General features: G+C 61.8%; 21 protein-coding genes. 13 read left to right on the top strand and 8 right to left on the bottom strand.

Annotation, left to right across the window (positions count from 1 at the left end):
* Positions 1-151: 151 nt before the first annotated feature.
* The 5 genes from ACWGXF_RS18545 to ACWGXF_RS18525 all read left to right on the top strand — a co-directional run bounded on the left by ACWGXF_RS18545 (position 152) and on the right by ACWGXF_RS18525 (position 4,482).
* Positions 152-403 (top strand): GlsB/YeaQ/YmgE family stress response membrane protein, encoded by a 252-nt coding sequence (locus ACWGXF_RS18545; RefSeq protein WP_256630450.1) that lies wholly within the window; start codon positions 152-154, stop codon positions 401-403.
* A 279-nt stretch (positions 404-682) separates the two neighbouring features.
* The gene (locus tag ACWGXF_RS18540) at positions 683-1,075 is read left to right on the top strand and encodes a hypothetical protein (protein WP_004340899.1); all 393 of its coding nucleotides are present in this window, start codon (positions 683-685) and stop codon (positions 1,073-1,075) included.
* Positions 1,076-1,105: 30 nt separating this feature from the next.
* Positions 1,106-1,594 (top strand): EVE domain-containing protein, encoded by a 489-nt coding sequence (locus ACWGXF_RS18535; protein ID WP_039051026.1) that lies wholly within the window; start codon positions 1,106-1,108, stop codon positions 1,592-1,594.
* A gap of 289 nt (positions 1,595-1,883) precedes the next feature.
* Entirely contained in the window at positions 1,884-3,296 is a 1,413-nt protein-coding gene (locus ACWGXF_RS18530) for an APC family permease (RefSeq protein ID WP_087866027.1), read from the top strand.
* 115 nt (positions 3,297-3,411) lie between these two features.
* Positions 3,412-4,482, top strand: a complete 1,071-nt coding sequence (locus ACWGXF_RS18525; protein ID WP_452102249.1) for an FUSC family protein — start codon at positions 3,412-3,414, stop codon at positions 4,480-4,482.
* A gap of 48 nt (positions 4,483-4,530) precedes the next feature.
* Here the strand turns inward: ACWGXF_RS18525 and ACWGXF_RS18520 are convergent, their stop codons facing one another.
* Both ACWGXF_RS18520 and ACWGXF_RS18515 read right to left on the bottom strand, forming a co-directional pair.
* Positions 4,531-6,285 (bottom strand): amidohydrolase, encoded by a 1,755-nt coding sequence (locus ACWGXF_RS18520; protein ID WP_370466692.1) that lies wholly within the window; start codon positions 6,283-6,285, stop codon positions 4,531-4,533.
* A 165-nt stretch (positions 6,286-6,450) separates the two neighbouring features.
* Positions 6,451-7,665 carry an MFS transporter gene (locus tag ACWGXF_RS18515; protein WP_452102248.1) on the bottom strand — a complete coding sequence of 405 codons (1,215 nt, stop codon included), beginning with the start codon at positions 7,663-7,665 and terminating at the stop codon, positions 6,451-6,453.
* Positions 7,666-7,842: 177 nt separating this feature from the next.
* Here ACWGXF_RS18515 and ACWGXF_RS18510 point away from each other — a divergent pair, with 177 nt between their 5' ends.
* Positions 7,843-8,550 (top strand): hypothetical protein, encoded by a 708-nt coding sequence (locus tag ACWGXF_RS18510; RefSeq protein ID WP_256630447.1) that lies wholly within the window; start codon positions 7,843-7,845, stop codon positions 8,548-8,550.
* A 35-nt stretch (positions 8,551-8,585) separates the two neighbouring features.
* Here ACWGXF_RS18510 and ACWGXF_RS18505 read toward each other — a convergent pair whose 3' ends face one another.
* Positions 8,586-9,440 (bottom strand): aldo/keto reductase, encoded by an 855-nt coding sequence (locus tag ACWGXF_RS18505; protein ID WP_256630446.1) that lies wholly within the window; start codon positions 9,438-9,440, stop codon positions 8,586-8,588.
* A gap of 200 nt (positions 9,441-9,640) precedes the next feature.
* Between ACWGXF_RS18505 and ACWGXF_RS18500 the strand changes: the two genes are divergently transcribed.
* From ACWGXF_RS18500 to ACWGXF_RS18490, 3 genes are all read left to right on the top strand, one after another.
* Entirely contained in the window at positions 9,641-10,492 is an 852-nt protein-coding gene (locus ACWGXF_RS18500) for a DUF2167 domain-containing protein (protein ID WP_004340885.1), read from the top strand.
* An 88-nt stretch (positions 10,493-10,580) separates the two neighbouring features.
* Complete coding sequence (locus ACWGXF_RS18495) at positions 10,581-11,333, top strand: hypothetical protein (protein WP_256630445.1); 753 nt, start codon at positions 10,581-10,583, stop codon at positions 11,331-11,333.
* Between the two features lie 61 nt (positions 11,334-11,394).
* Positions 11,395-11,709, top strand: coding sequence for a DUF2322 family protein (locus tag ACWGXF_RS18490; RefSeq protein WP_039051033.1), 315 nt, complete (start codon positions 11,395-11,397; stop codon positions 11,707-11,709).
* A 6-nt stretch (positions 11,710-11,715) separates the two neighbouring features.
* Here the strand turns inward: ACWGXF_RS18490 and ACWGXF_RS18485 are convergent, their stop codons facing one another.
* Positions 11,716-12,759 (bottom strand): GGDEF domain-containing protein, encoded by a 1,044-nt coding sequence (locus ACWGXF_RS18485; RefSeq protein WP_347611927.1) that lies wholly within the window; start codon positions 12,757-12,759, stop codon positions 11,716-11,718.
* Here ACWGXF_RS18485 and ACWGXF_RS18480 point away from each other — a divergent pair.
* On the top strand, positions 12,742-12,966 hold the full coding sequence (locus ACWGXF_RS18480) for a hypothetical protein (RefSeq protein ID WP_241781331.1): 225 nt from the start codon (positions 12,742-12,744) through the stop codon (positions 12,964-12,966). The two genes, ACWGXF_RS18485 and ACWGXF_RS18480, sit on opposite strands and share 18 nt — an antisense overlap.
* 151 nt (positions 12,967-13,117) lie before the next feature.
* On the opposite strand, the gene ACWGXF_RS18475 is transcribed toward ACWGXF_RS18480, so the two are convergent.
* The 4 genes from ACWGXF_RS18475 to ACWGXF_RS18460 form a co-directional block, all read right to left on the bottom strand.
* Entirely contained in the window at positions 13,118-14,272 is a 1,155-nt protein-coding gene (locus ACWGXF_RS18475) for a YbdK family carboxylate-amine ligase (RefSeq protein ID WP_004340876.1), read from the bottom strand.
* The gene (locus ACWGXF_RS18470; protein ID WP_004340874.1) at positions 14,262-15,545 is read right to left on the bottom strand and encodes a cation:proton antiporter; all 1,284 of its coding nucleotides are present in this window, start codon (positions 15,543-15,545) and stop codon (positions 14,262-14,264) included. The genes ACWGXF_RS18475 and ACWGXF_RS18470 overlap by 11 nt, the downstream gene beginning before the upstream one ends.
* A gap of 400 nt (positions 15,546-15,945) precedes the next feature.
* Positions 15,946-17,121 (bottom strand): M20 aminoacylase family protein, encoded by a 1,176-nt coding sequence (locus ACWGXF_RS18465; protein ID WP_046462437.1) that lies wholly within the window; start codon positions 17,119-17,121, stop codon positions 15,946-15,948.
* 15 nt (positions 17,122-17,136) lie between these two features.
* Positions 17,137-18,480 carry a DUF3100 domain-containing protein gene (locus ACWGXF_RS18460; protein WP_256630444.1) on the bottom strand — a complete coding sequence of 448 codons (1,344 nt, stop codon included), beginning with the start codon at positions 18,478-18,480 and terminating at the stop codon, positions 17,137-17,139.
* 204 nt (positions 18,481-18,684) lie between these two features.
* Between ACWGXF_RS18460 and ACWGXF_RS18455 the strand changes: the two genes are divergently transcribed.
* The 3 genes from ACWGXF_RS18455 (at position 18,685) to ACWGXF_RS18445 (ending at position 22,600) form a co-directional block, all read left to right on the top strand.
* Entirely contained in the window at positions 18,685-19,596 is a 912-nt protein-coding gene (locus ACWGXF_RS18455) for a LysR family transcriptional regulator (protein ID WP_039051035.1), read from the top strand.
* Positions 19,597-19,676: 80 nt separating this feature from the next.
* Positions 19,677-20,744 (top strand): AAA family ATPase, encoded by a 1,068-nt coding sequence (locus ACWGXF_RS18450; protein WP_452102247.1) that lies wholly within the window; start codon positions 19,677-19,679, stop codon positions 20,742-20,744.
* A complete protein-coding gene (locus ACWGXF_RS18445; RefSeq protein ID WP_256630441.1) occupies positions 20,744-22,600 on the top strand; it encodes a vWA domain-containing protein in 1,857 nt (618 codons plus the stop codon). Before ACWGXF_RS18450 ends, ACWGXF_RS18445 begins: the two co-directional genes overlap by 1 nt.
* Positions 22,601-22,671: the final 71 nt, after the last annotated feature.

Here is a 22,671-nt window from a genome sequence, read left to right as displayed (position 1 = left end):
TTGTTTTTTCCTTGAGCTCTGATGTAGCCCATGCCGCCGCATGTTTTCATGCAAGAACCACGCTCGCGCCGACATTCAGAATCGTCCGACAGAGTCGATCTGCCGGGCCGCGTAGAGTCACTTTCGTCAAAGCACCAACAGGGAACAAAATATGTCCATCGTCGGAACCATCATCGTCGGTCTTATCGTCGGTTTGATTGCGCGGGCCATCAAGCCCGGCAATGACAGCATGGGCTGGATCATGACGATTCTTCTCGGTATCGTCGGCTCGTTTGTAGCAACCTATCTGGGCTCGGCCATGGGCTGGTACCAGCCCGGGCAAACCGCAGGCTGGATCGCATCGGTCATTGGGGCCGTGATTCTTTTGTTTATTTATGGCATGGTGCGCGGTAAGGCCAACTGAATCTGAATTCCGACCAAAAGGGGCCGACAAGCCCCTTTTTCTATTTCCGTCATCTCCTTATCGAATATGTGGAAAAAAGACCCGAGCTTCAGAAACCTTAGTGCGACCAGAGCGGAGCGCAAAGACATTGCCCAAGCCGCTGAAAGGGCCCGCAAACTACTGAGAAGACGGGCACTCGTCAGCGCTGCCGCCAGTGCCATTCCCATACCCGGTCTGGACTGGGCTGCAGATGCAGCCCTGCTCGCACAGCTCTATCCACGCATCAACCAGGAGTTCGGATTGACGCCAGAGCAACTCGACCAACTCACGCCAGGAAAGCGCGAGCAAGTCCAGAAAGCCATCGCCATGGTTGGCTCCGTGCTGATCGGCAAGTTCATCACCCGCGACATGGTGCTGCGCCTCGGCAAAGCCATGGGTTTGCGCATGAGCACCAAGCAGGCCGCCAGATATGTGCCGCTACTGGGCCAGCTCGCAGCTGCATCCATAGGCTACGCGACTCTGCGCTATCTGGGCGAGCGCCATATTCAGGACTGTATGCGGGTGGTGGAAGAAGCCGAGCTGGACATTCCGGGCCGCTGGCTGGACACCCGAAATCTGCTGCAACGCAATAGCGATCTGGTGCGCAATTGGCAGCAGGATCGCGGTCCCTGGCAGCGAGATCGTGATGACTGAGACAGCAACCTCCTCGCCGACAATGCACCTATGAACGACAGCAGCCTCCAAACCCATCGTTACTGGCTCATGAAGAACGAGCCCGACGAGTACTCCATCGACCATGCTCTGGCGTCCCCCCAGCAGACCATTGCCTGGAATGGCGTACGCAATTACCAAGCACGCAATTTCATGCGTGACGATATGCAGGCGGGTGACGGCGTGCTGTACTGGCATTCCAGTTGCGCCGAACCTGGGATTTACGGCATTGCCCGCATTGCCGGCAATCTGCGTGTGGACCCTTCACAGTTCGACCCAGCAGACCCCTATTACGACCCCAAGTCCCAGAACGACAAACCGCGCTGGCTTATGCTGGATGTGCAGGCCTTGAAAAAGATCCGCCCCCTGCTGATGCCAGAGCTACGCGAGCAACCTCAACTGGCGCAGATGCGCGTGCTGCAAAAAGGCAATCGTCTCTCCATTACCCCAGTGACCGAAGCCGAATGGCAATGCATTCAGTCTCTACTGCAAGGGAGTTGAGGCTGAGCATGTATATGCTCTTCTAGTCATAGCAAGCTGTGCCGATACCGCCTTGAACTTAATGCGATTTTCATCATAAGCAACCTCGGCAGTAACAAAAGCCGATAATGCCGGCTTTTCGCTGTTGCCCGACCCGAGGTTCAGCGGAGCCCAAGAACGGCGCCCTGCTTCGGGGTGTGCCCAAACCATTGATAACACAGTGGCAACCAAGCTGGGACTCATCTCTCTAGTGCATTGCCACGAGCAGGCCGGTGCAAGTTTTGCGACGGCTCTCTTGTTCTTGTAGAAGATGACTGCACTGACCGATCACCCAGCCAAGGCTGCCTCGCCCCCTGCTTCTGCCGGCCTGCAAAAGACTCTGCTGCTATGGCATGTGGTCATCATCGGCCTGGCCTATATCCAGCCGATGACATTGCTGGACACTTTCGGCATGGTCTCGCGCGATTCGCTGCAGCATGTGCCCACCTCCTACTTTGTTGCCTTGCTGGCCGTGCTGCTGACCTCGCTGAGTTACGGCCACATGATCCGCCGCTACCCCTCCTCGGGCTCGGCTTATACCTATGCGCAAAAGGCCATTCACCCCAATGTGGGCTTCATGGTGGGCTGGTCCTCGTTGCTGGACTATCTGCTCTCGCCCATGGTCAATATCCTGCTGGCCAAGATCTATCTGACATCCATGTTCCCCGAGGTCAACCACTGGGTCTGGATCGTCGGCCTGACCGCGCTGATGGTTTGCGTGAACCTGCGCGGCATCCGCTTCGTCGCCCATTTCAATGGCTTGATCGTCTTCTTCCAGTTGCTCGTCATCGCCGTCTTCACCTGCATGGTCTGGCGCGATCTGCATGCGGGCCGCAATGCCCTGGGTGCGATTGCCGAGCATGGCGGCTTGGGCCTGTGGACACTGTCGCCCTTGTGGAGCGCCCAGGCCGAGATCGGTGCGCTGATTACGGGAGCCACCGTTCTTTGCTTTTCGTTCACGGGGTTCGACTCGCTGAGCTCACTGGCCGAAGAAACTCACGACACCCGAAACACCCTGCCCAAGGCCATTTTTCTGACAGCGCTTATTTCCGGCCTGATCTTCATCGTGGCCACGTATTTTCTGCAGCTCTATTTCCCGGGCGACCCCGGTCAGTACTTCGAGGCCGTGGACGAAACCCAGCCCGAGATCCTCTATCTGGTGGGCGGCGCGCTGTTCAAGTCAGTGGTGCTGTCCTTTGCCATCGTCACCGTCATGGCCTCGGGCATCGCGGCTCACGCGGGTGTATCGCGACTGATGTATGTCATGGGCCGCGATGGCGTGATCCACCAGCGCTTCTTCGGCCACATCAGCCCCAAGTCCTTCACGCCTTCCTACAACATTCTGCTGGTGGGCGCGGTGGCGCTGACCGCTGGCTTTCTGAGCCTGGAATATGTGGTCGCCCTGATCAGCTTCGGCGCGCTGACGGCTTTCAGTTTTGTCAATCTGTCGGTGCTGGCCGAATATATGTGGCGCCAGGGCCGCTGGCACAGACCGGGCGACCTGCTGCGCTATCTTGTCACCCCGGTGCTGGGCTTCATCAGCGTAGGCGCCATGTGGCTGGAAGTGGAGCCCAGCTCGCTGAGCTCGGGCCTCATCTGGGGCTGCATCGGGCTTGCCTATCTGGCCATCATCACCAGTGGCTTTCGCAGGACCCCGCCCCAGTACGACGACTCGGCAGACTGATCCGCTGGACTGCATTTTCGGGTGGCGTGGCGTATTTCCCACAGGGCAATCTCATGGCGCCCTCTAACATCCCTGGATCAGAGTCTGATCGACCGCCACACCAAGGAGTTTGAGATTGCGCTGGAGCACCCCGTTCATGCTGGCCTGGCGCCGTGCCAAGACCACTTTTCCATCGCGGGCCAGGCTGGCCCTGCGTGATGCGATTGCCGCCGCACTGGCCAGCATGCTGGCCTGGGTCATCGCCCAGCAGCTTTGGGGCCACCCCAAGCCCGCCTTCGCCGTGGTCACCGCCGTGATCTGCCTCGCCCCTGGACTGCCCAGCCATCTGAAACAGGCGCGCAGTCTGCTCATCGGCTGCACACTGGGTATCGTGATCGGCGATCTGCTGTGGCAGTTGCCAGAGCAGCATCTGTTGCTGCGCATGAGTCTGGGCGCATTTCTCTCCATCCTGCTCGGCGCCATCATCGGCCCCGCACCCGTGGTGCCGATTCAAGCCGGGGTCTCGGTGATTCTGGTGCTGGTGCTCGGCCCCAGCATGGCGGGCGGAGCCCGTCTGCTGGACGTCACGGTCGGTGCGGCGGTCGGGCTTATCTTCAGCCAGGTGCTGCTGACCTCCAATCCCATCAAGGATATGGGCCGGGCCGCCTCGATCTTTCTCAAGCAGCTTGCCAACGGTCTGGATCTGATTCTCAAGGCCTGCCAGCAGCAAAAAGCCGATGCAGCCGAAACCGCTCTTGGCCAGCTATCACTGGCCCATGAATCGCTGGCCGCCCTGCGCGCCGCCGTAGGCCAGGCCCATTCCTCGCGCCGCTGGTCCCTGCGCGGACGGCTCAATGCAGAGCGACTGGCTTTTGTCACCCGCCGCTATGACCGCCATGCCGTGCGGGTCTATGCCACGGATCTGCTGCTGGCCGAAAGTCTGAATCGTGCCACCGCCCACACCGGGATGCCACCGCCAGCGGCAATAGCGGACTACTGTCGCTGGCTGACGCATGCCTGTCTGGATCTGGCCAACCAGCCAACCGTGGTCGCACTCAAGGCCGATGATCCACTGGCGACCATGGATAGCTGCCCTGCATCACCTGCACCAACGGAAGTACTGCAGCCCGAATGGCTGCTGGTGCATGAGAACGCCCGGCAACTGGAGCGTGCGTTGCGTGCCCTTATCGGCTCGCGCGATGCGTGAAAGACATTCACCCAAACGCATACCTATCAATCGCAAGCGGCTCTCAAATCAGAAGTTTGCCCCATCGCGCTTGTAAACCGTGCGCCCTTCCTTGATGGTCTCCAGCACCTGGAGACCGGCAAGCTGATGAGGCTCCACGGTCAGCGGGTTGCCCGACAGCACGGCAAGGTCGGCCAGCTTGCCGACCTCGATGGAACCCTTGCGGTCTTCCTCGAAATGCTGGTAGGCCGACCAGATGGTCTGCGCCTTGAGCGCCACCCAGGGCGAGACGCGATGCTCGGCCCCCAGCACACGGCCCGAGCGCGTGGTGCGATTCACCGTGGCATCGAGCACACGCATCGACGACGGCAGGGCCACAGGCGCATCGTGGTGAGAGGTGAACACCATGCCTTCGGCCAGCACCCAGCCAGTCGGCGAGATGTTCTGCGCGCGCGGATCGCCGAGCACCGAGTCGTGGTGCCAGTCACCCCAGTAGAAGGTATGCATGGGAAACAGCGAGGGGAAAATGCCCAGCTCCTTGAGCTGGCTCACCTGGTCGCGTCGCAGCGTCTGACCGTGGATCAGTACCGGGCGCACGGCACGCGCCTGCTCCACGGGGCCGCTGGCACGCACGGCGGCGATGAACTGGTCGATCGCCGCGTCGCCGTTGCCATGTACCAGAATCTGCCAGCCGTTGTGGATGGCCTTGGCCACCTGCTCGTTGGCCCTGGCATCGCTGAGCACCCCATAGCCTCGATAGCCGGGCTGCTGGCCATCGGGAGGCACTAGATAGGGCTCGGTCAGCCAGGCCGTCTTGCCCTGAGGCGAGCCGTCGAGCGTGAGCTTGACGCCGCCAATGCGGAAGCGATTGGTATAGTTGCGGCTGAACTTGAGCTTGTTGGCCAGCGCGCCATCGCCCAGTTGCAGTATGTCGGGATAGGACACCACGTCGATGACCAGCCGACGCGACTCGGCCGCCGCCATGGCCGAGGCGATCGCGCCTGCGTCGGAGCGCCCGTCCTGCACCGTGGTGTAGCCGAACTCCAGATAGAGCTGCTGGGCTTTTTCCAGCCAGTCCATGGATTGCTCAAGCGTGAGCTTGGGCATGATCCGGCCCAGGCTGTGGAAGAAGGCGTTCTCCTCCAGTACCCCGTTGGGCACCGGGCTGCCCGCACGGCGACGAATCACTCCGCCTTCGGGGTTGGGGGTGCCGGGGCCGATGCCGGCCCGGGCCAGGGCAGCGGAATTGAGTGCGCCGAAATGCCCTGACTGATGAATCACGGCAATCGGCAGGTCTCGGGAGACGGCATCGAGGTCATCGCGTGTGGGATGACGCCGCTCCTGGAGCTGGGAATCGTCATAGCCAAAACCGAGCACGATGCCCAGTTGTTTGACCTCGGGCGAGGTCTGGATGTACTCGCGCAGCGTCTGCTGCAAGTCGGCGATAGAGGCATTGCCGCCGTCGGGCGGAGGCAGCAGATTGGCCGAAATGGCCTGCAGTCCCACGCCGCCGATATGGCTGTGTGGATCCACAAAGCCTGGAATCAGCGTGCGCCCCTGCAAGTCCACCATGCGCGTGGCCGGACCGCGCAAGGCCTCCAGCTCCGGCAGCGAGCCGATGGCGGCAATCACTCCGGCATTCACCGCCACAGCTTCCACCTGGGGCTGGGCGTCGTTCATGGTGAGAATCGGGCCGCCGTAATAGATCAGCTCGGCGGGCTTGACCACCGTCTTGGTACGACGCGAAGCACAGCCCGCGAGCCAGGGCGTTGATGACAATGCCGTCAGCGAAGCTGCGGTGGCGAGAAACTGGCGCTTTTGCATCATGAACCTCCACAAGACTGCAGCCTAACCGCAGTTCAGACTCGAATCATGCTTGGGCTGGCAATTGAGCCCTCTGCGCCAGCTCAAAACAACACACCAAATCGAACTACAGCACTTACTCACTAAGAACTGCAAGCTCACAAATACAGAGCATCCCCCCAAGTCTCAGGCCCTGAGGCTGCTCCAGCAACGGCCCACTCCCTGCGCCAGCAACCAGCCCAGCACGCACATGCTGCCTGTCACCATCCACGTAAACTGCCAACCGCCCATCTGCATGGCCACGGCCGCCACCAGCGGCGGACCCACAAACTGCCCCACGCAAGACCATTGCTGCATGAAACCTACGGTGGTTGACACCGTGGCCTGGCTGGGCGCCAGATGCATGGCCGTTGTGAACAAGGTCGCCGGTATCAGGCCGCCCGTCGCCGAGAACAGTGCCACGGCCATGAAGCGCAGCCACAGCGGCGCCAAAGGCTCGCCGCCGATCTGCACATAGGCCAGCAGCGCCGTCAGCCCCATCAGCACATAGCCGGTCTGCAGGCAGCGCGCGGGACTCCAGCCCCGATGCAACAACCTGCCTGCGGCCACATTGCCCAGCATATTGCTGGCGGCGACCACGGCAGTCAGCAGGCCGGCCAGCTTGGCACTGAGCCCTGCCTCAGAATAGAGCGTGGGCAGAAAGCCGACAATGCCCATCCACTGACCCGAATACACCATAAAGCCCAGCGACACCAGCCAGGGGCCGGGGCTGCGCAATGTGAGCGCCAGGCGCGGACGCCATCCTTCATCGGCAGGGACTGCTACCGCTGCAGTGGCATCCGCAGGCACCATGCGCCATACAGCATAGGCAGCCAAGGCGGAGGTACAACCCAGCGCAAGCCACCAAGTCTGCCAACTCGTCGCCTGCAGCACCCATGGCCCAAGCAGCAAGCCCATGGCGCTGCCAATGGGCATATAAGAGCCCCACCAGCCCATTCGCGCCCCCAGCTCTGACGGCCTGACGCTGCGACGAATCAGCCCTGGAGCAGGCATGGCGACCAGCAAGAATCCCAGACCTTCCAGAGCGCGCAGCGCCAGCAACCAGGCAAAGCCCGTGGCCAAAGCACCCACCATGCTGGACAGCGCCGTCAACAACAGCCCCATCAGCAAGCTGCGACGCAGACCCCATTTGTCGGCGCCCAGGCCCACCACCAGGCCCAGCACCATGCCCGCCACCTGAACGGTGGAGAGCAGAAATCCGGCCTGCACCAGGGACACGCCCAGTTGCTGCTGCAGCAGGGGCACGGCGGGCGGCAGCTTACCCACATGCAGCGAGGCACTGACGCCCGCTGCGACGATGATCCATGAGGGGTTCAGACCCCGGTTAGTCACAGGCTCCACCACGTTGTCTCTTTTTCTCAGCTAGGTGATATGTCAACTATCTAGCATATGGCAAAACGCGAGCCCGATTGACAAGCTTTGCCGCAAGCGCGGCCGGAGCATGCCACTCTCGCCCTGATCGCGTAAAAATTGTGCAAACTCGCTTTCATGGCCGACGACTCCGTTTGAAAGAACTCCATGCGCTCTTCGCTTGATTTCAGCTCCTGGACCTCCTTGCTCTCCACTGTGCTGGGCCTGTTGCTGGTGACCTGCCTGATGATGGGCATTCGCCTGTTGTTCATGCAGACCGTGCAAAAACGACGCGAGCGTGAGAACCGGCAGATCAACGAACGACTCAAGACCTTGATCGCCGCCTACAAAACGCTGGGTAGCTCGTTCACCGGCACACTGAGCGTGAGCCCTCTGCATCTGCGCGAGCTCAGGCAAAACGATGAGACGCCGCCGCAACCGCCAGCCGGAGCTAGCCTGAACGAGCGCCGGCGTCGTATCCGGGATGCCGTGGAAGCCGCGCTGTCCGACATCATCCTGCTGGGTACCGAGGAGCAGGTGGAACTGGCGGCCCGGGCCGCCCAGGATATGGTGGCCGGTCGACCTATCGAGACCGCCGCGCTGGTCACCTCGCTGCGCGGCTTTATCCGCGACGCTCTGGATCTTGAACCCATTCCCTTGCATCTCCAGATACCGTCCCAGGGCCCGGCAAGGCCGAGTACCGGGGGCGCCGGAGGGAATCGCAAGGCCGGTGAAGCTCAGGGTTCGGGCGGTCGCAGTGGCGCAGGCGCTCAGGGTGCAAGCATGGGAGCGGGAGGCCTGGGACTGGGCGCCGGACTGGGCTCAGGTCTGAGTGCTGGTACGGGCAGCGAGGATCTCACGGACCGTCGCTCATGACACCGACTCGCCTAAGCCTCAGGCGCCCTTCTTGCTCAGAGAATGTCCAGCGGCTGCTTGAAGCGCGGCGGGGGCGAGGCAGCATCGATCAGCGCCAGCTCCTCCGGGCCGAGCTTGAGCTGCAGTGCACGGGCGTTGTCTCGGACATGGTCTTCGGAGCCGCTCTCGGGAATCGCCAGCACTTTGCCGCTGCGCAGAGCCCAGGCCAGAGCCACCACACTGGCACCGACACCATGGCGATCACCTATTTCAGCCAGCAGGCTGTGCTCAATCAGCTCTCCATGTCCTAGCGGGCAATAAGCCATCACGGTCACGCCGTTCTTCTGACACCAGGGCAGCAAGTCATATTCGATGCCGCGGCTGAGAACGTTGTAGAGCACCTGATTGACCACGCAGTTGCGTCCGCCGGGAACTTGCCACAGCTCCTGCATATCGTCGATGTCGAAATTGGAAACGCCCCAATGGCGAATCTTGCCCTGCGTCTTAAGGTCCTCAAACGCGGCTACCGTCTTGGCCAGCGGCGTATTTCCGCGCCAGTGGAGTAAATAGAGGTCGATACAGCCCACTCCCAGCTTATGGGCGCTGGCCTCGAACGCACGCATCACTCCCTTGCGGCTGGCATGCATGGGTAGAACCTTGCTGACCAGAAAAGGCCGGGGCCGACTTGGCGACCAGTCACGCAGCACATCGCCAATCAGTTCTTCGGAAAGGCCGTCGCCATACATCTCGGCGGTGTCGATCACGCTCAGGCCGAGTTGCAATCCGGTGAGCAAGGCCGCTTTCTCCTCGTCCCGGCTACGCCGTCCCTGGCCAAGGTGCCAGCTGCCCATGCCCAGATTGGCATGTCCCTGCAAGAATGATATGGCACTGTGCATATGATCAATCCCCATGAAAAATCTTTAAAACATGCTTTTTGTCCGATATTACTGACGCTTTGCTCTATCAATCCTGCTAATTTTGTCAGCTCAGTTTGAGCCGCGTTATGCTTCGCGTGCGAATCAACGATTGATGATTCGAATGCGAATGTGAAATCAAGTTCGCTATTACCAATAGCAATCCTCAATAAATTCATAACACGGGAGTTCATTGAATGTTCAAGTCCATCGCGGCAGCCGTTCTCGGCCTGTCACTTTCTCTGGGCGTCTGGGCCAAGACCGAAGCCACTCAGGAGTTACCGCCTGAAATCAAGGCCCTGCGCTGGCAGGAAAGCGGCAAGGGAGAAATCGCTGACAAGGCCAGCGTCAAGATTCCATCGGGCTATGCCTTTCTCGGCGAGGCCGACACATCCAAGCTGTTGCAGGCATTTGGAAACCCACCCAGCAGCGATCACTTTCTGATAGCCCCCAAATCGCTGGACTGGTTTGCCGTGTTTTCGTATGACGACACTGGCTACGTGAAGGACGACGAAAAAATCGATGCCGACGACTTGCTCAAATCCATGCAGTCAGGCGACAAGGCCGGCAACGAACAGCGCAAGAAGCTGGGTCTTGAAGCGCTGTACACCGATGGCTGGCAGGTTCCCCCACATTACGACACAGCCACCAAGCGACTGGAATGGGGTCTGCGTCTGCGCGGCGAGTCGGGCGAGAAGAATGTCAACTACACCTCGCGCATTCTGGGCCGCAGCGGCGTGATGACTGCCACCCTGGTCTCCGACACCGCCACACTGGCCCAGAACACCGATGAATTCAAGAAAGTACTCGCCGGCTTCGACTACAACAGTGGCCAGACCTATGCCGAGTTCAAGAACGGTGACAAGGTCGCCGCCATCGGCCTGGGTGCACTGGTGCTCGGCGGAGCTGCCGCAGTGGCCACAAAGAAAGGCCTTTGGGGTGCGATTGCAGGCTTTCTGGCAGCAGGCTGGAAGATCATTGCAGCCGCAGCGGTCGCGCTGTTCGCAGGCATAGGCAAATTGTTTGGCCGCAAGAAAGCCGCAGAATAAGACAGTCGGTCGGTCGCGGCTTCAACCCCTGTAACCCCGCCCCGCGCATCGCTAAGATCGCGGGGTTTGTCTTGTCTCGAAAGCCGTCTTGTACTTCACGATCTCCACGCAGCTGCAGGTAGTTCTGGCCATTGTCCTGTTCTATCTTTATGACGCGGCCTTGCTGCTCAAGCCAGAAGAGGGTTTGCTGCGCCCGCTACGCTCGGGATGGCGGGCACAGCTGGCCAGCCGGGGCTTCGAGCTGCGTCAGAATCGCCTGCTATGGCTGCCTGTTCTTGCACTACACCAGCCCGTCTACCGGCAGCGCTGGAGCACCACGCGGATTCACCTGCCCGGTGAGGCGGTATTTTCAAAGGCAGTGGAGGCACATTCCCGCAGTTTCAAAGCGTTTGCGCTGCCGCTGTATCTGCTGGCTGCGCTGCTGTTTCTCTGTCTTCCCGCTGCCTTGCTGGTGCTGCATTCCGAACTGCTGCAGCTGATCGCACTCGCGCTGATCTATCTAAGCACGGCCTGCCTGAGCTGGCTGGCCCTGCGCCACGGCAAGCAGGGCCACAGCAATCGGGCCTTCGCGCGCTCCACGGCGTTTCAGATTTTGCTGTGCCCGCCATTTGCCCTCAATGTGGTGCGCAAGCTTTCGCTGTCCTACGAGACTGAAGCCGATTTGCTGCAGGCGGCGCAGGCCCTCATGAGCGCCGCACAGTGGCAGGACCTTGCAGCACAGGCTCAGCAGCTGATGCAGCGCGAAATGGATGAAATTGCCGAGCTGCCCGAGTACGCGCCAACGCTTGCGCAGATGCAGCAGGCGCTGCGGGTGCTGGAGCAAAACAGCGCCCGCAGCTGAACACGCCATCAGACTGCCTCACAATAGCGGCTTCCATCACAGCGACCATCGCGAGCACACCATGGCCTTTGCCGACAACCTCAAGCAACTTCCCTCCATCGCCCATGTCGCCGAGCTACAGCTGATCGGCTCCGACGGCAAGCTTGCCGCAAGCATTCCGAATGCGCCTGGCAAGGCCGGCTCTGTCACGGTCTACAACGCCCTCTACGCAAAACATGGCAGCATCAATGTCGCCGCCGCCGAAGAGGGTCTGCAGCTGTTTGCAGAGCACACCGAAGACGCCAAGGCACGCCCCGGCGCTCACCCCAATATCGATCGGCTGCTGGAGGTGATTGCAAGCGGCAAGGGTTATGCCGTAACGGTGATTGCAGCCTGAGCGTCTTCAGGCCCTTTCCCGGTTAGAAAGGCTTGACCTTCTTGCCTTGCTTTCTAGCGCCTGAGGCAGAAGGTATTCGGGGTCCGCACGCTGAACGCGGTTGCGCCCGGCGCTCTTGCCTCGATAAAGAGCGGCATCGGCCTGCTGCAGCGTGATGTCAAATGCCTGAGAAGTGATGAACGGATTGGAAACACCAATCGTCGCCGTGCAAGTGACAGAGCCGTGCAGGCTGATGCCAGGTATCGCGATTTCCGCAATCGCCGCACGTATTCTTTCGGCCAGTTGCAGAACTTCATCCCCCTTCAGGCCAGGGCAAAGAACCAGAAACTCCTCGCCGCCCAGACGACATTTCAGATCACTCCTGCGCGTGCTTTGCTGAATCGCTTCTGCCACGCGACACAGCACGTTGTCGCCAAACTGGTGCCCATAGTTGTCGTTGATGCGCTTGAAATGGTCAATGTCCACGATCAAGAGGTGGACCGGAGCGGCTTTCCTGGCTGCGAAATGCGCCTCCAGCCCATCTAGCAAACCACGACGATTGAGCAGCTTGGTCAGCGGATCCTGCGCTGCCATGCTGCCGAGTTCGTCGGTGAGACGGCGCAACGCCAGCCAGACAGCGCCTGGCGGAATCACCGTACCGAGAAAAGACATATAGATATAGAACACCATCTGGAAACGGCTGTTCATGTCCAAAGCCTGCAGCCCACCCTTCAGGATCAGCATGAGCTTCATGGCATTGAGACCACATATGCCCGCGATCAGGATGGCAAACACCACCATCTCCACGGCCATATTCCTGGCAAAGCTGCGCGTTCCCCAAAGCAAAGTGATCGTCATGCAGAGAAACAGCAAAGTGCATGCCGCAGCCAACATGGCCTGACGCGCCTCCAGACCAAGCGTAGACTGCACCAGCACCTGAGCCGCGCTGTAGGCCAGTGCCAAAATCAGCAGCGGACGCCATACCGGCGTCGGCCGATTGAAAAACCGCATCGCACCCAGCACATACGCTACCGGCGCGCAAAGCGTCAGCGTGTGATTGACGAGGCTCATCACACTCCAGCCAGGCTTGCCGCCCAACAACTGCAATATATAGGCACAACCAAGCAGCAGATTGCCCAGCGCAAAGACCTCCATGCCCATTTTTCTGCCGGGCAGCCTGCGACTGATCAGCATGAACAGAACGCAAAAACACAACAGATGCACGCAGAGCATGCCAAGGATGACGGTCGCAACCATGAAATCGCTCATATCCGATAAAGCTAGGCGCCGCCTGGTCCAGGCAATGAGAACAGCCGGACCTGCGGATCAACAAAGCAGGTCTGGTCCAGGCTTTACTCAAGCCTTTCCCCCCACTCTTAAGTGTTGGCAACTCTAATGCCTTGCGCCGAGCCGATAATGTCAACGCCGGTCAGGGCCTGCCAGCGAATCTGAGCGACGCCTGGCGCACCACCTCCGGCAACTGCTGCACCCGGGCATAGCTTTCGCGCAGCCAGCTCGCATCGTTGCCGCCCTGCAGCACCTGGGCCAGCTCCTGCAAAGCGCTCTTGCCGGATGCCGGCGCATGGCCGGTGATGCGCCCCAGCGTCTGCTCGATATGCTCGCGTAGCGGCAGTTGCTCGCTGGTGGCAGGGTCCACATAGGTGCCGTCCAGACCAAAGCGGCAGGCCTGGAAGCGGTTATAGGTATAGACCAGATAGTCGTCTTCGCTGGGTTCAAAGGGCTGCTCACTGAGGAACCAGGCGCCCAGCGCCTGAACATAGGCCGCCAGTTGCGCTGCGCGATGGATGGACAGCGGCGTATCGAAGACACGAACTTCCACAGTGCCGAACTCCGGCTTGGGACGGATATCCCAGTAAAAGTCCTTCATGCTGTGAATCACGCCCGTGGCAGCCATCTTGACAAAATAGCGCTCGAAGTCTTCCCAGTGCAAGGCAAATGGCGCACGCCCCGAGAGCGGAAATGCGAACACCGAGTTCAGGCGCGCGGAGTCAAACGCCGTGTCCTGCCCCTGCACAAAGGGACTGGATGCGGACAGCGCAATGAAATGCGGGATATAGCGCGAGAGCCGGTGCAACATCATCAGCGCATCATCGGCACTGGGACAGCCCACATGCACATGCTGGCCGAAGATGGTGAACTGCTTGGTCAGATAGCCATACAGCGCCGTCAGCTCCTTGAAGCGCGGCTTGTCGTAGATGCGCTGCTGGTGCCATTGCTGAAACGGGTGCGTACCGCCGCCGGCCAGCGCGATATTGAGCCGGTCAGCCGCCTTGACCAGGGCATCGCGTGTGACCGCCAACTGCTCATACGCGTCCTGTGCATCGCTACAAATGCCGGTCGAGATTTCGATCATGCTGGCCGTCACCTCGGGAACGATGGAGCCCGGAACCTTGGCGTTCTTGAGCAGAGCCAGCATATCGGGCGCATAAGGCGTCATATCGTAGTGATGGGTGTTGAGCAACTGCAGCTCCAGCTCCACGCCCAGCGTCAACGCCTGAGATGGCGCGAATTCGCCCAGACCATCGGCCGCTGCCGTTTGAATGTGTTCGACTTCATGCGTCATGACGCCTCTCCCCTCTTTGCAAGGCTGCGCGGCCCACGCCGCGATGGGCATCGCCGCTGCGCCACAGCGCCGTGGCAGCCAGCAGCACACCCAGTACCTCACACAAGGCAATCATGGGCAAGGCAATGGCCGCGAGCTGCTGGGCCACGCTGGCATTGAAAGCAGTCCACTGCGACACCAGAGCAGAGACCATAAGCAGGGCTACCCCCGAGAGCGCAAACTGTCCGCAGGCCACGGGCCACTGTCTGCGCCAGCCTATGGCCGTGCCGTGCCCCAATAGCAAAACTGCAGAAAATTTGCCGACTGCCCTTGCCAGTACGGCGCTAGCCACTACCGAAACAAGAGCGAACGACATGCCGACCTGGGCTGCCATACTGGCAACCAGTACAAACATCAGCAGATTGAGCATGGCATTGGCCGCCTGAAAGGCCTGGGGCCAGATCAATGGCATGGGACTGAGATTGCGCAGCATCAGCCCCGCAACCATAAAGCCCAGCGCGGCCGAACCACCCCATTGCTCTGCCAGCAGACAGACCGCAGTCATTGCCGCGAGCAGATAAAAGGCCGTGCTGTCGCTGCGCGATGACTGCCAACGCAACACCGGCCAGAAAGCGGCCGTGACCAGCAAGGCCCAGAACAGGGTCAGCAGCAGGCTGAGCAGCAAACGCCCCAGTCCCGCAGCCGAGAACTGCAGGCCGCCGCCCGCCGCAGCGGCGGCAGGAACAAATACTACCGTCAGCACCAGCGCCCCCAGCAGCGCCAGCAAGGTGCTGATGGTTGCCAGCAGCAGACTGCGATCCGTCACTGCACCGCTGGCACGCAAATCATCGGCAATGCGCAGCAGCACGGCCGGCGATGCCGCCATGGATATCACGCCGACGGCCAGCGCCACGGCCCAGCCCCAGCCGAGAGCCAGCAAGGCGGCGGTCACCACCACCAGAGTCAACAACGACTCGCCCAGGCTTTGCAGCAGCAGCCAGGGCTGACGCAGCAGCCAGGGAAGGGAAACTTGAGATGCAGCCAGCAACAGGCTCGCGCCCACGGCCAGCTCCAGCAGCAGCGCCGAACTGCCCTGCAAAGGCCAGGGCAGGTCACCAAACCCCACCCAGCCGGCCACCAGACCGACCATGGTGTAGCCCAGCATGCGTGGATAGCCGGTAAAGCGATGAACCAGATGACCAAGCAAGGCGGCGGCCGAAACCAGCACGCACCAGCTCAGCAGCGGTGGAAAGCCGGCAGGCCAGATGCCCGCCTCCAGATTGCCGAACGGCATATAGCGCCCTCCTGTATCAAGACCCGGACAGTGCAACAAGTCGCGTCACCAGGGTTGGTGCAGGCAGCGTTGCGAAAGAGATGCGGTCAGCGCCGCGTGAAATCCCGGCCATGCGCCGGAATGCAACACCTGCTATTGCGCAACCAACTCTTCACCCACAGGATCAAGGCGGCCGCCACGCACGCCCCAACTCCTGTTGAGATAACGACAGAAACTATCTCGGAGCGCTACAAACATCATAGAGCTCCTGCATCCAATGGCGTTACAGGGTGTCAGCCTTCCGACATTTCTGTGACCGAATGCATTGCTTGGTGCAGTTTTGCAAACCAGCGGATCATGAAAAACGCCGGGCTCAACTCTGCGTTGACCCGGCGTAGGCATGTATGGCAAAACTGCGCTGTCAGGCTGGCAGCTTGCCGTCCTTCAGCAGCGCACCCACCAGCGCCACCCAGTAACGCATGCCCAGCGGCAGATTGGCGTCATTGAAGTCGTACTTTGGATTGTGCAGCGAGGCACTGTCCTCGCCATTGCCCAGCCAGATATAGACGCCCGGGCATTCCTGCGCCATGAAGGCAAAGTCTTCCGAGGCCATGCTGGGCACCATATCGCGGCGCACCTTGCCCTCGCCCAGCACGCTGGTCAGCACCTCGGCGCAGACTTCGGCATGCTGGGGGTTGTTGATGGTTGCGGGGTAGCTGACGCGGTAGTCGAGATGGGCCTCCAGGCCGTGCAGCGCGCAGGTCGCGGCAATCGCATCGCGAAAACGCTGTTCGATGCGCGCACGCTGAGGCATGTCAAAGCAGCGCACGGTGCCACGCAGCTTGATGACTTCGGGCATCACGTTATAGGTATCGCCGGCGTTGAAGCTGGTCACGCTAAGCACGGCCGGCTTGTGAACCTCCTGCTCGCGCGCAATCAGCGCGGGAAGATGAGTCACCAGTTGGCAGGCAGCCAGCAGTGCGTCCTTGCCCAGATGGGGCATGGCGGCATGGCAACCCTTGCCGGTCAGAGTCAGGTCAAAGATGTCGAAGGCCGCCATCACGGCCGTGGAATGCACCGCTGCCGTTCCCACAGGCAGGCCAGGCCAGTTATGCATGCTGTAGACCGCGTCCATGGGGAAGCGCTTGAACAAGCCGGCTTCGATCATGGCTCGCGCGCCACCTTCGTTTTCCTCGGCGGGCTGGAAGATGAAATGTACGGTCCCCGCAAAATCGGGCGCCGAGGCCAGAGCCTGGGCAGCCCCCAGCAACATGCTGGTATGGCCGTCATGGCCGCAGGCATGCATACGGCCGGCGTGCGTGGACGCATGCTCGCACTGGTTGAGCTCCGTCACATTCAACGCGTCCATATCGGCGCGCAGGCCGATGGATGGGCCTGCGCCCATATTGCCCTTGAGCACGGCAACCACACCCGTACCGGCCAGGCCGGTGTGCACTTCCAGACCAAAGCTCTTCAGCAGTTCGGCCACGCGTGCGCTGGTGCGGTGCTCCTGAAACGCGGTTTCGGGATGACGGTGAAAGTCATGGCGCCAGGCTTGAAGTTCCTGCTGGCCGGGCCACTTGATGGTGTTCATCATGGTCGTGCTCCGGCTTTACAGCGTATGGACAAAGGTCTGGGCGATCAGGGTCGCAGCCAGGAACACACCGGCATTGGCCAGCAGCGAAACCACGACGATGCGCCAGCCCAGACGGCGGAAGGCCGGGATGTCCTTGGCCAGCGACAGGCCCGCGAACGTCAGCATGGGCGTGATCATGGCCAGGAAGTTGACCTTGCCGGTGAGCGCAGCCACTTCGGCGGCATAAGGCGTGAGCGGGAATGTCATGGCCATGGCGATGAACGAGATCCAGCACACGGCAGGCAGCATGCGGCGCGTGCCGACGTAGATCAGATCACCGACAAACACGGCAGCAATGATGAGCAGCACGCCGGGCAGCGCATCCATCACCGGCACGCCATGGCCGATGCGGTTGCCGATCAGCACCATGGCGCCGACCAGGACCCAGCAAGCGAAGCGCATGCCCAGGCCCAGCGCCGGCACCTGCGCCTGCTCTTCGTCCTTGGCAGCCGACAGATCCACGGCCTGCTCCACCACGGCCTGCTTGCGCTTGCGGCCCAGAATCGGCTCCAGCCATTGATAGGCGCGCAAGGCCAGGGGCAGCGAGATGAACAGCGTCAGATAAGTGCCCACCGTTGTCGCGATCAGATTGGCGGCAGCGGCAAAGGTGGCAATCTGGTCGCTCATTTCGGGATGCTGGGCGGCGATCGCGCCCACGGCGGCGGCCGTCATGCTGCCCGAACCCACGCCGGCGCCCATGCCCAGGGCCAGCGGGTGGAAGATATTGAGGCTGGAGACAAAGCCGGCCAGCAGCGAGATGAAGATGGCACCGATCAGAGTGCCTGTGATGTACTCGGCCAGCACGCCGCGGCCTTCGGGCGAATCCATGCCGAAACGCTCGCCGATGATGGCCAGGCCCGGTTCACGGCCGATGGAGAACGTCGCGCCAATCGCTTCGCGCTTGATCCCCAGCAGGAGCGCCACGGGCATGCCCAGGGCCACGCAACCGACCAAGTTGCCCAACTCCTGCAACACCAGTCCCCAGCCGACTTCCGCCAGCTTGGGCAGCGAACCACCGACCAGCAGGCCCAGCTTGGCAATGAACAGGAACAGCGCGCAGGACAGCACGGCGGCGGCCAGATTCTGACTGTACAGGCTCAGTTGCAGCGGGCCGGGCATGCGCTTGCGCAGCAGACCCAGCACCAGGCCGATGAGCAGCGCCCAGATCATGGGCAGCAGCACCACCTTGCCCACGCCCAGCGAAATGGGCAACGGCCCCAGCCACTCGGACAACGCCGCGATCACCAGCGCCAGCGCAAATACCTGCACCACGCTGCCCACATTCAACGCGGCCTTGGCCGGCTGCACCTCTGTACGCATCAACTTTCCTTGCACACGACGACCGCTGCCGACGCGCTGAAATAGCTTTGAACCCTGAAAATGGGCACGGCCAGCCCAAGCTGGCGCTCACCCATGCGGGCGCTGAATATAACAATGCATTTATTGCATACGCATTCTTTTTCTGTTCTAAAAAAGTGAACATACGTATGAATACAGATGTAATTTGGCGACGACAATCACGGCATGTCCGCCTTTCAAGACTCCCGCGCCCGCTATCTGTTTGAAGCCGTCTACTGCGGCTCCGTTCGTGCCGCCGCCGAAAAACTGGGCATCGTGCCCTCGGCCGTCAGCCGCCAGATCAGCCTGCTCGAAGAGGAACTGGGCCTGGCTCTGCTGGAGCGCCATCGCAACGGCGTGGTACCTACCGAGGCCGGCCAGTTGCTGCTGGACTATCATCGCGAACACACGGCCCACCGCCACGACATGCTGGCCAAGGTCGATGCGCTGCGCGGGCTGCACAGCGGCAGCGTCAGCGTGGTCAGCGGCGAGGGTTTTGCACAGGAGCTTATCGACGGGCCCATACGCAATTTTCGCCAGCAATATCCGGGCGTCAGCATCTCGCTGGAAATTTACGGCACGACCGAGATCATGCGCCGGATTCGCGAGGACGCTGCCGAGATCGGCCTGGTCTACTACCCGCCCGCCGACAGCCATATCACCGCACGCGGTACGGCGCGCCAGCCCATGCACGCCATCGTCCACTCCCAGCACCCGCTGGCCAGCGCTGCCCAGACTTCGCTGCAGGAGCTCAGCCAATGGCCTATTGCCATGCTTCAAGGTGTGTATGGCATTCGCCAGCTCGTGGAATATGCCGAACGCAAGGACAAGATCCACCTCAGCCCCGCGCTGACCAGCAATCTCATCAGCGTGCTGCTGGCCTTTGTCACCAGCGGCCAGGGCGTGACCCTGCTGCCGCCCTGCTCCGTCACGGCCGAGCTGGCAAGCGGGCGCCTGCGCGCCATTCCCATTCACAACGCTGCATTTCAGGATGCGGAGATGCAGCTCATCACTCGCACCGGCCGCCATCTGTCCCCGGCTGCCAATCGCTTTCTGCTGTATTGCATGCAGGGCATGCAGGCGTTCCAGGAACCATGAGCGGCGACCCGCAAGACTCCAGGCCAGGCCGCCTGAGCATGCTGAGGACGCTGCTGCACTTGCCTTAGACTGCACGCAGCATGCAAACCAGTCTGGCTCTCACTCCCTCGCAACTGAGCGAATTCCTTCTCAACGTCGCCACCGTACGCCCCGTGTTCATCTGGGGGCCGCCAGGCATCGGCAAATCGGCACTGGTACAGAACTTTGCGCAAAGCGTGGGGCTTGATTGCGTGTCCCTGCTGGGCAGCCAGCTCGCTCCCGAGGACTTGCTGGGCGTGCCACAGATCATTGACGGCGTGACCCGCTTCTGCCCGCCCGCCATGATTGCGCGCGAGCAGCCTTATTGCCTGTTCCTGGACGAACTCAACGCCTGCAGCCAGGATGTGCAAAAAGCCTTCTACAGCCTGATTCTGGAGCGCCGCGTGGGCGAGTACCTGATGCCCGAGGGCTCCATCGTGATTGCGGCTGGCAACCGCGCCCAGGATTCCGCGATTGTGCGCACCATGTCCTCGGCGCTGATCAACCGCATGATTCACGTGCACCTCAAGGTCAGCGCCAGCGAGTGGCTGCAATGGGCGCAGCAGGCCCAGTTGCATACCCTGGTGCTCGAATACCTGGCCCAGCGCCCCGATCACCTGTGGAGCCAGCCGCCCAAACATGAAGAGGCGTTTTCCACGCCGCGCTCCTGGCATATGCTCAGCGACGCCTTGCTCTCCTATGGCGATGCGCTGAACCTACAGACGCTGGAAGCCCTGTGCAGCGGCTGCCTCACGCCCCAGCATGCGGCGCAGTTCAAGGCCTTCTACAAGCTGGCCGACGACCGTCACCGTCTGGACGCCATCTTCAAGGGCGACGCCAACTGGCCCCATGCGCCGCAGGACAGGGATGTGCTGTATTTCCTGGCCCAGGCCTTCCGTGCGCGTCTGCTCAAGATCCTGCCCGCCGACAAGCAGCAAAGCGGCGGCGAGCTGCAGCAGACCGTGCACCGCTCCAAGGCCATGCTCAAGGAGCTGGCCCAGATCAGCCTGGAAATGGCGCAGATCGTCACCGCCGAAAGCGACAGCCAGACCCTGCCCGCCTGGTATATGGTGGAAATCGTGCGCGACCTGCCACGCCTGGTGGAAGCGCGCGAAGCAGCCAGAGCCTGATGGCCAAGCCGCCAACGCGCGAAACGCCAGCCACCCAGGCCTATACACAAGGCCTGGCCATGCTGCAGGCACACCCCATCTTTACCGAACTCAGCCGCAGCCTGGGCTTTGTGCGCAGCGCCCATTCACAGTGTCCGACCCATGGCTGGGCGCAGGCCAGCCTCAACCACCAGCGCTTTACCGGCCAGATCGACATCCACCCCAAGCGCATGGCCAGTCCCGAGGAATGGGCATATTGCCTTGGGCGGGCCACGCTCAGCTACGCGCTGGAGCTGTTTCAGCGCGACCGCAGCCACTGGGCGCAATGGAGCGCGGCCTGCGACGTGGTCACGGCCCGCTTCATCCAGACCATCAAGCTCGGACGTCCGCCCGAAGGCATGGAATTACCCGACGGACTGCCCCAGCGCGACGAGGCACAGTGGTATGCCCAGTTCTGCGAACAGGGCATACCCGCCTGGGCGCAGGCGCTGAGTCTTGCCGGTCCCGGCCAGGGCGGCGCTCACCCCAGCCTGGCCTTGCCAGAGCAATGGCCTGAGCCGGCCTCATCCACCAGCAAGCCTCAGCCGTACTGGCGCAGGTACGGCAACTGGCCCGAAATGTTTGCTGCGGGCCTGGCTCGCTCCGTCACCCAATCCGTGGAAATGGCTGCGGGCGTGCGCCGCGAGTTTGGCCAGAGCCTGCCTGCCAGTAGCGCGCTGGACCGCGCACGCCACTGGTTCATGGACAGCTTTCCGCTGCTGGGCAGCATGGTCGCGGCGTTTGACATCATGGAGGACGCCAGCATCTGCGAGCGCGAGGACATTGCCGTCGCCGCGGTCGACGAGATGCTGCGCATTATCTACATCAACCCCGGCCCGCACCTGTCCGAGCTGGAGCTGCGTTTCGTCATCGCCCACGAAGTCCTGCACGTCGCCCTGCGCCATCTGCCGCGCCGGCGCGGGCGCGAGCCGTTTCTCTGGAACGTGGCCTGCGACTTCGTCATCAACGACTGGCTGATTCAGATGGACGTGGGCCAGCCGCCGGGCATAGGCCTGCTCTACGACCCGGAGCTGCGCGGACTCAGCGCGGAAGAGGTCTACGACCGCATCGCGGGCGATCTGCGCCGCATGCGCAAGCTGCGCACCCTGGCCGGTGGCCAGGGCGACATGCTGGAGCGCAATGTGGGCGGCCAGCGCAAGGCTGGCGACTACACCGATATCGACGAATTCTGCCGCACCCAGCTGGGCAAAGGCTTGCTGCGCCATGAGCAAGACGCACGCGGCCTGCTGCCTGCGGGGCTGATCAAGGAAATCCGCGCGCTGCTACAGCCGCCGATTGACTGGCAGGTGGAGCTGGCGCGCTGGTTCGACCACCATTTCCCGCCCGTAGAGACGCGGCGCAGCTATGCCCGCATCAGCCGCCGTCAAAGCGCCACGCCCGATATTCCCCGGCCCCGCATTCAGGCCGACAGCCGCTGGCTGGAAGGCCGTACCTTCGGCGTGCTGCTGGACACCTCGGGCTCCATGGAGCGCCATGTTCTGGCCAAGGCACTGGGCGCCATCGCAAGCTACGCCGATGCCAAGGATGTGCCCGCCGTGCGCCTGATATGCTGCGACGCTGCCGCCTACGATCTGGGCTATCTGCCAGCCGCAGACATTGCCCAGCGCATCGCCCTCAAAGGCCGTGGCGGCACCGTGCTGCAACCAGGCGTGGATCTGCTGCTCCAGGACGACGACTTTCCCAAGGACGGCCCCATCCTCATCATCACCGATGGTCAATGCGACCAGCTGCGCGTGCCGCGCGAGCATGCCTATCTGCTGCCGCCCGGCCGCAAGCTGCCGTTTCGCACGGCTGCGCCCATCTTTGTGATGGACTGAAATCCAGCCAGGCTCATGCAGCGCATGCCGTCCATATCGGCGTGCAAAGGCCTCTCAATCCGCACCTGGGC

The sequence above is a fragment of the Comamonas sp. HJ-2 genome (assembly GCF_053615495.1).
This window is presented reverse-complemented; position numbering and strand designations above follow the sequence as displayed.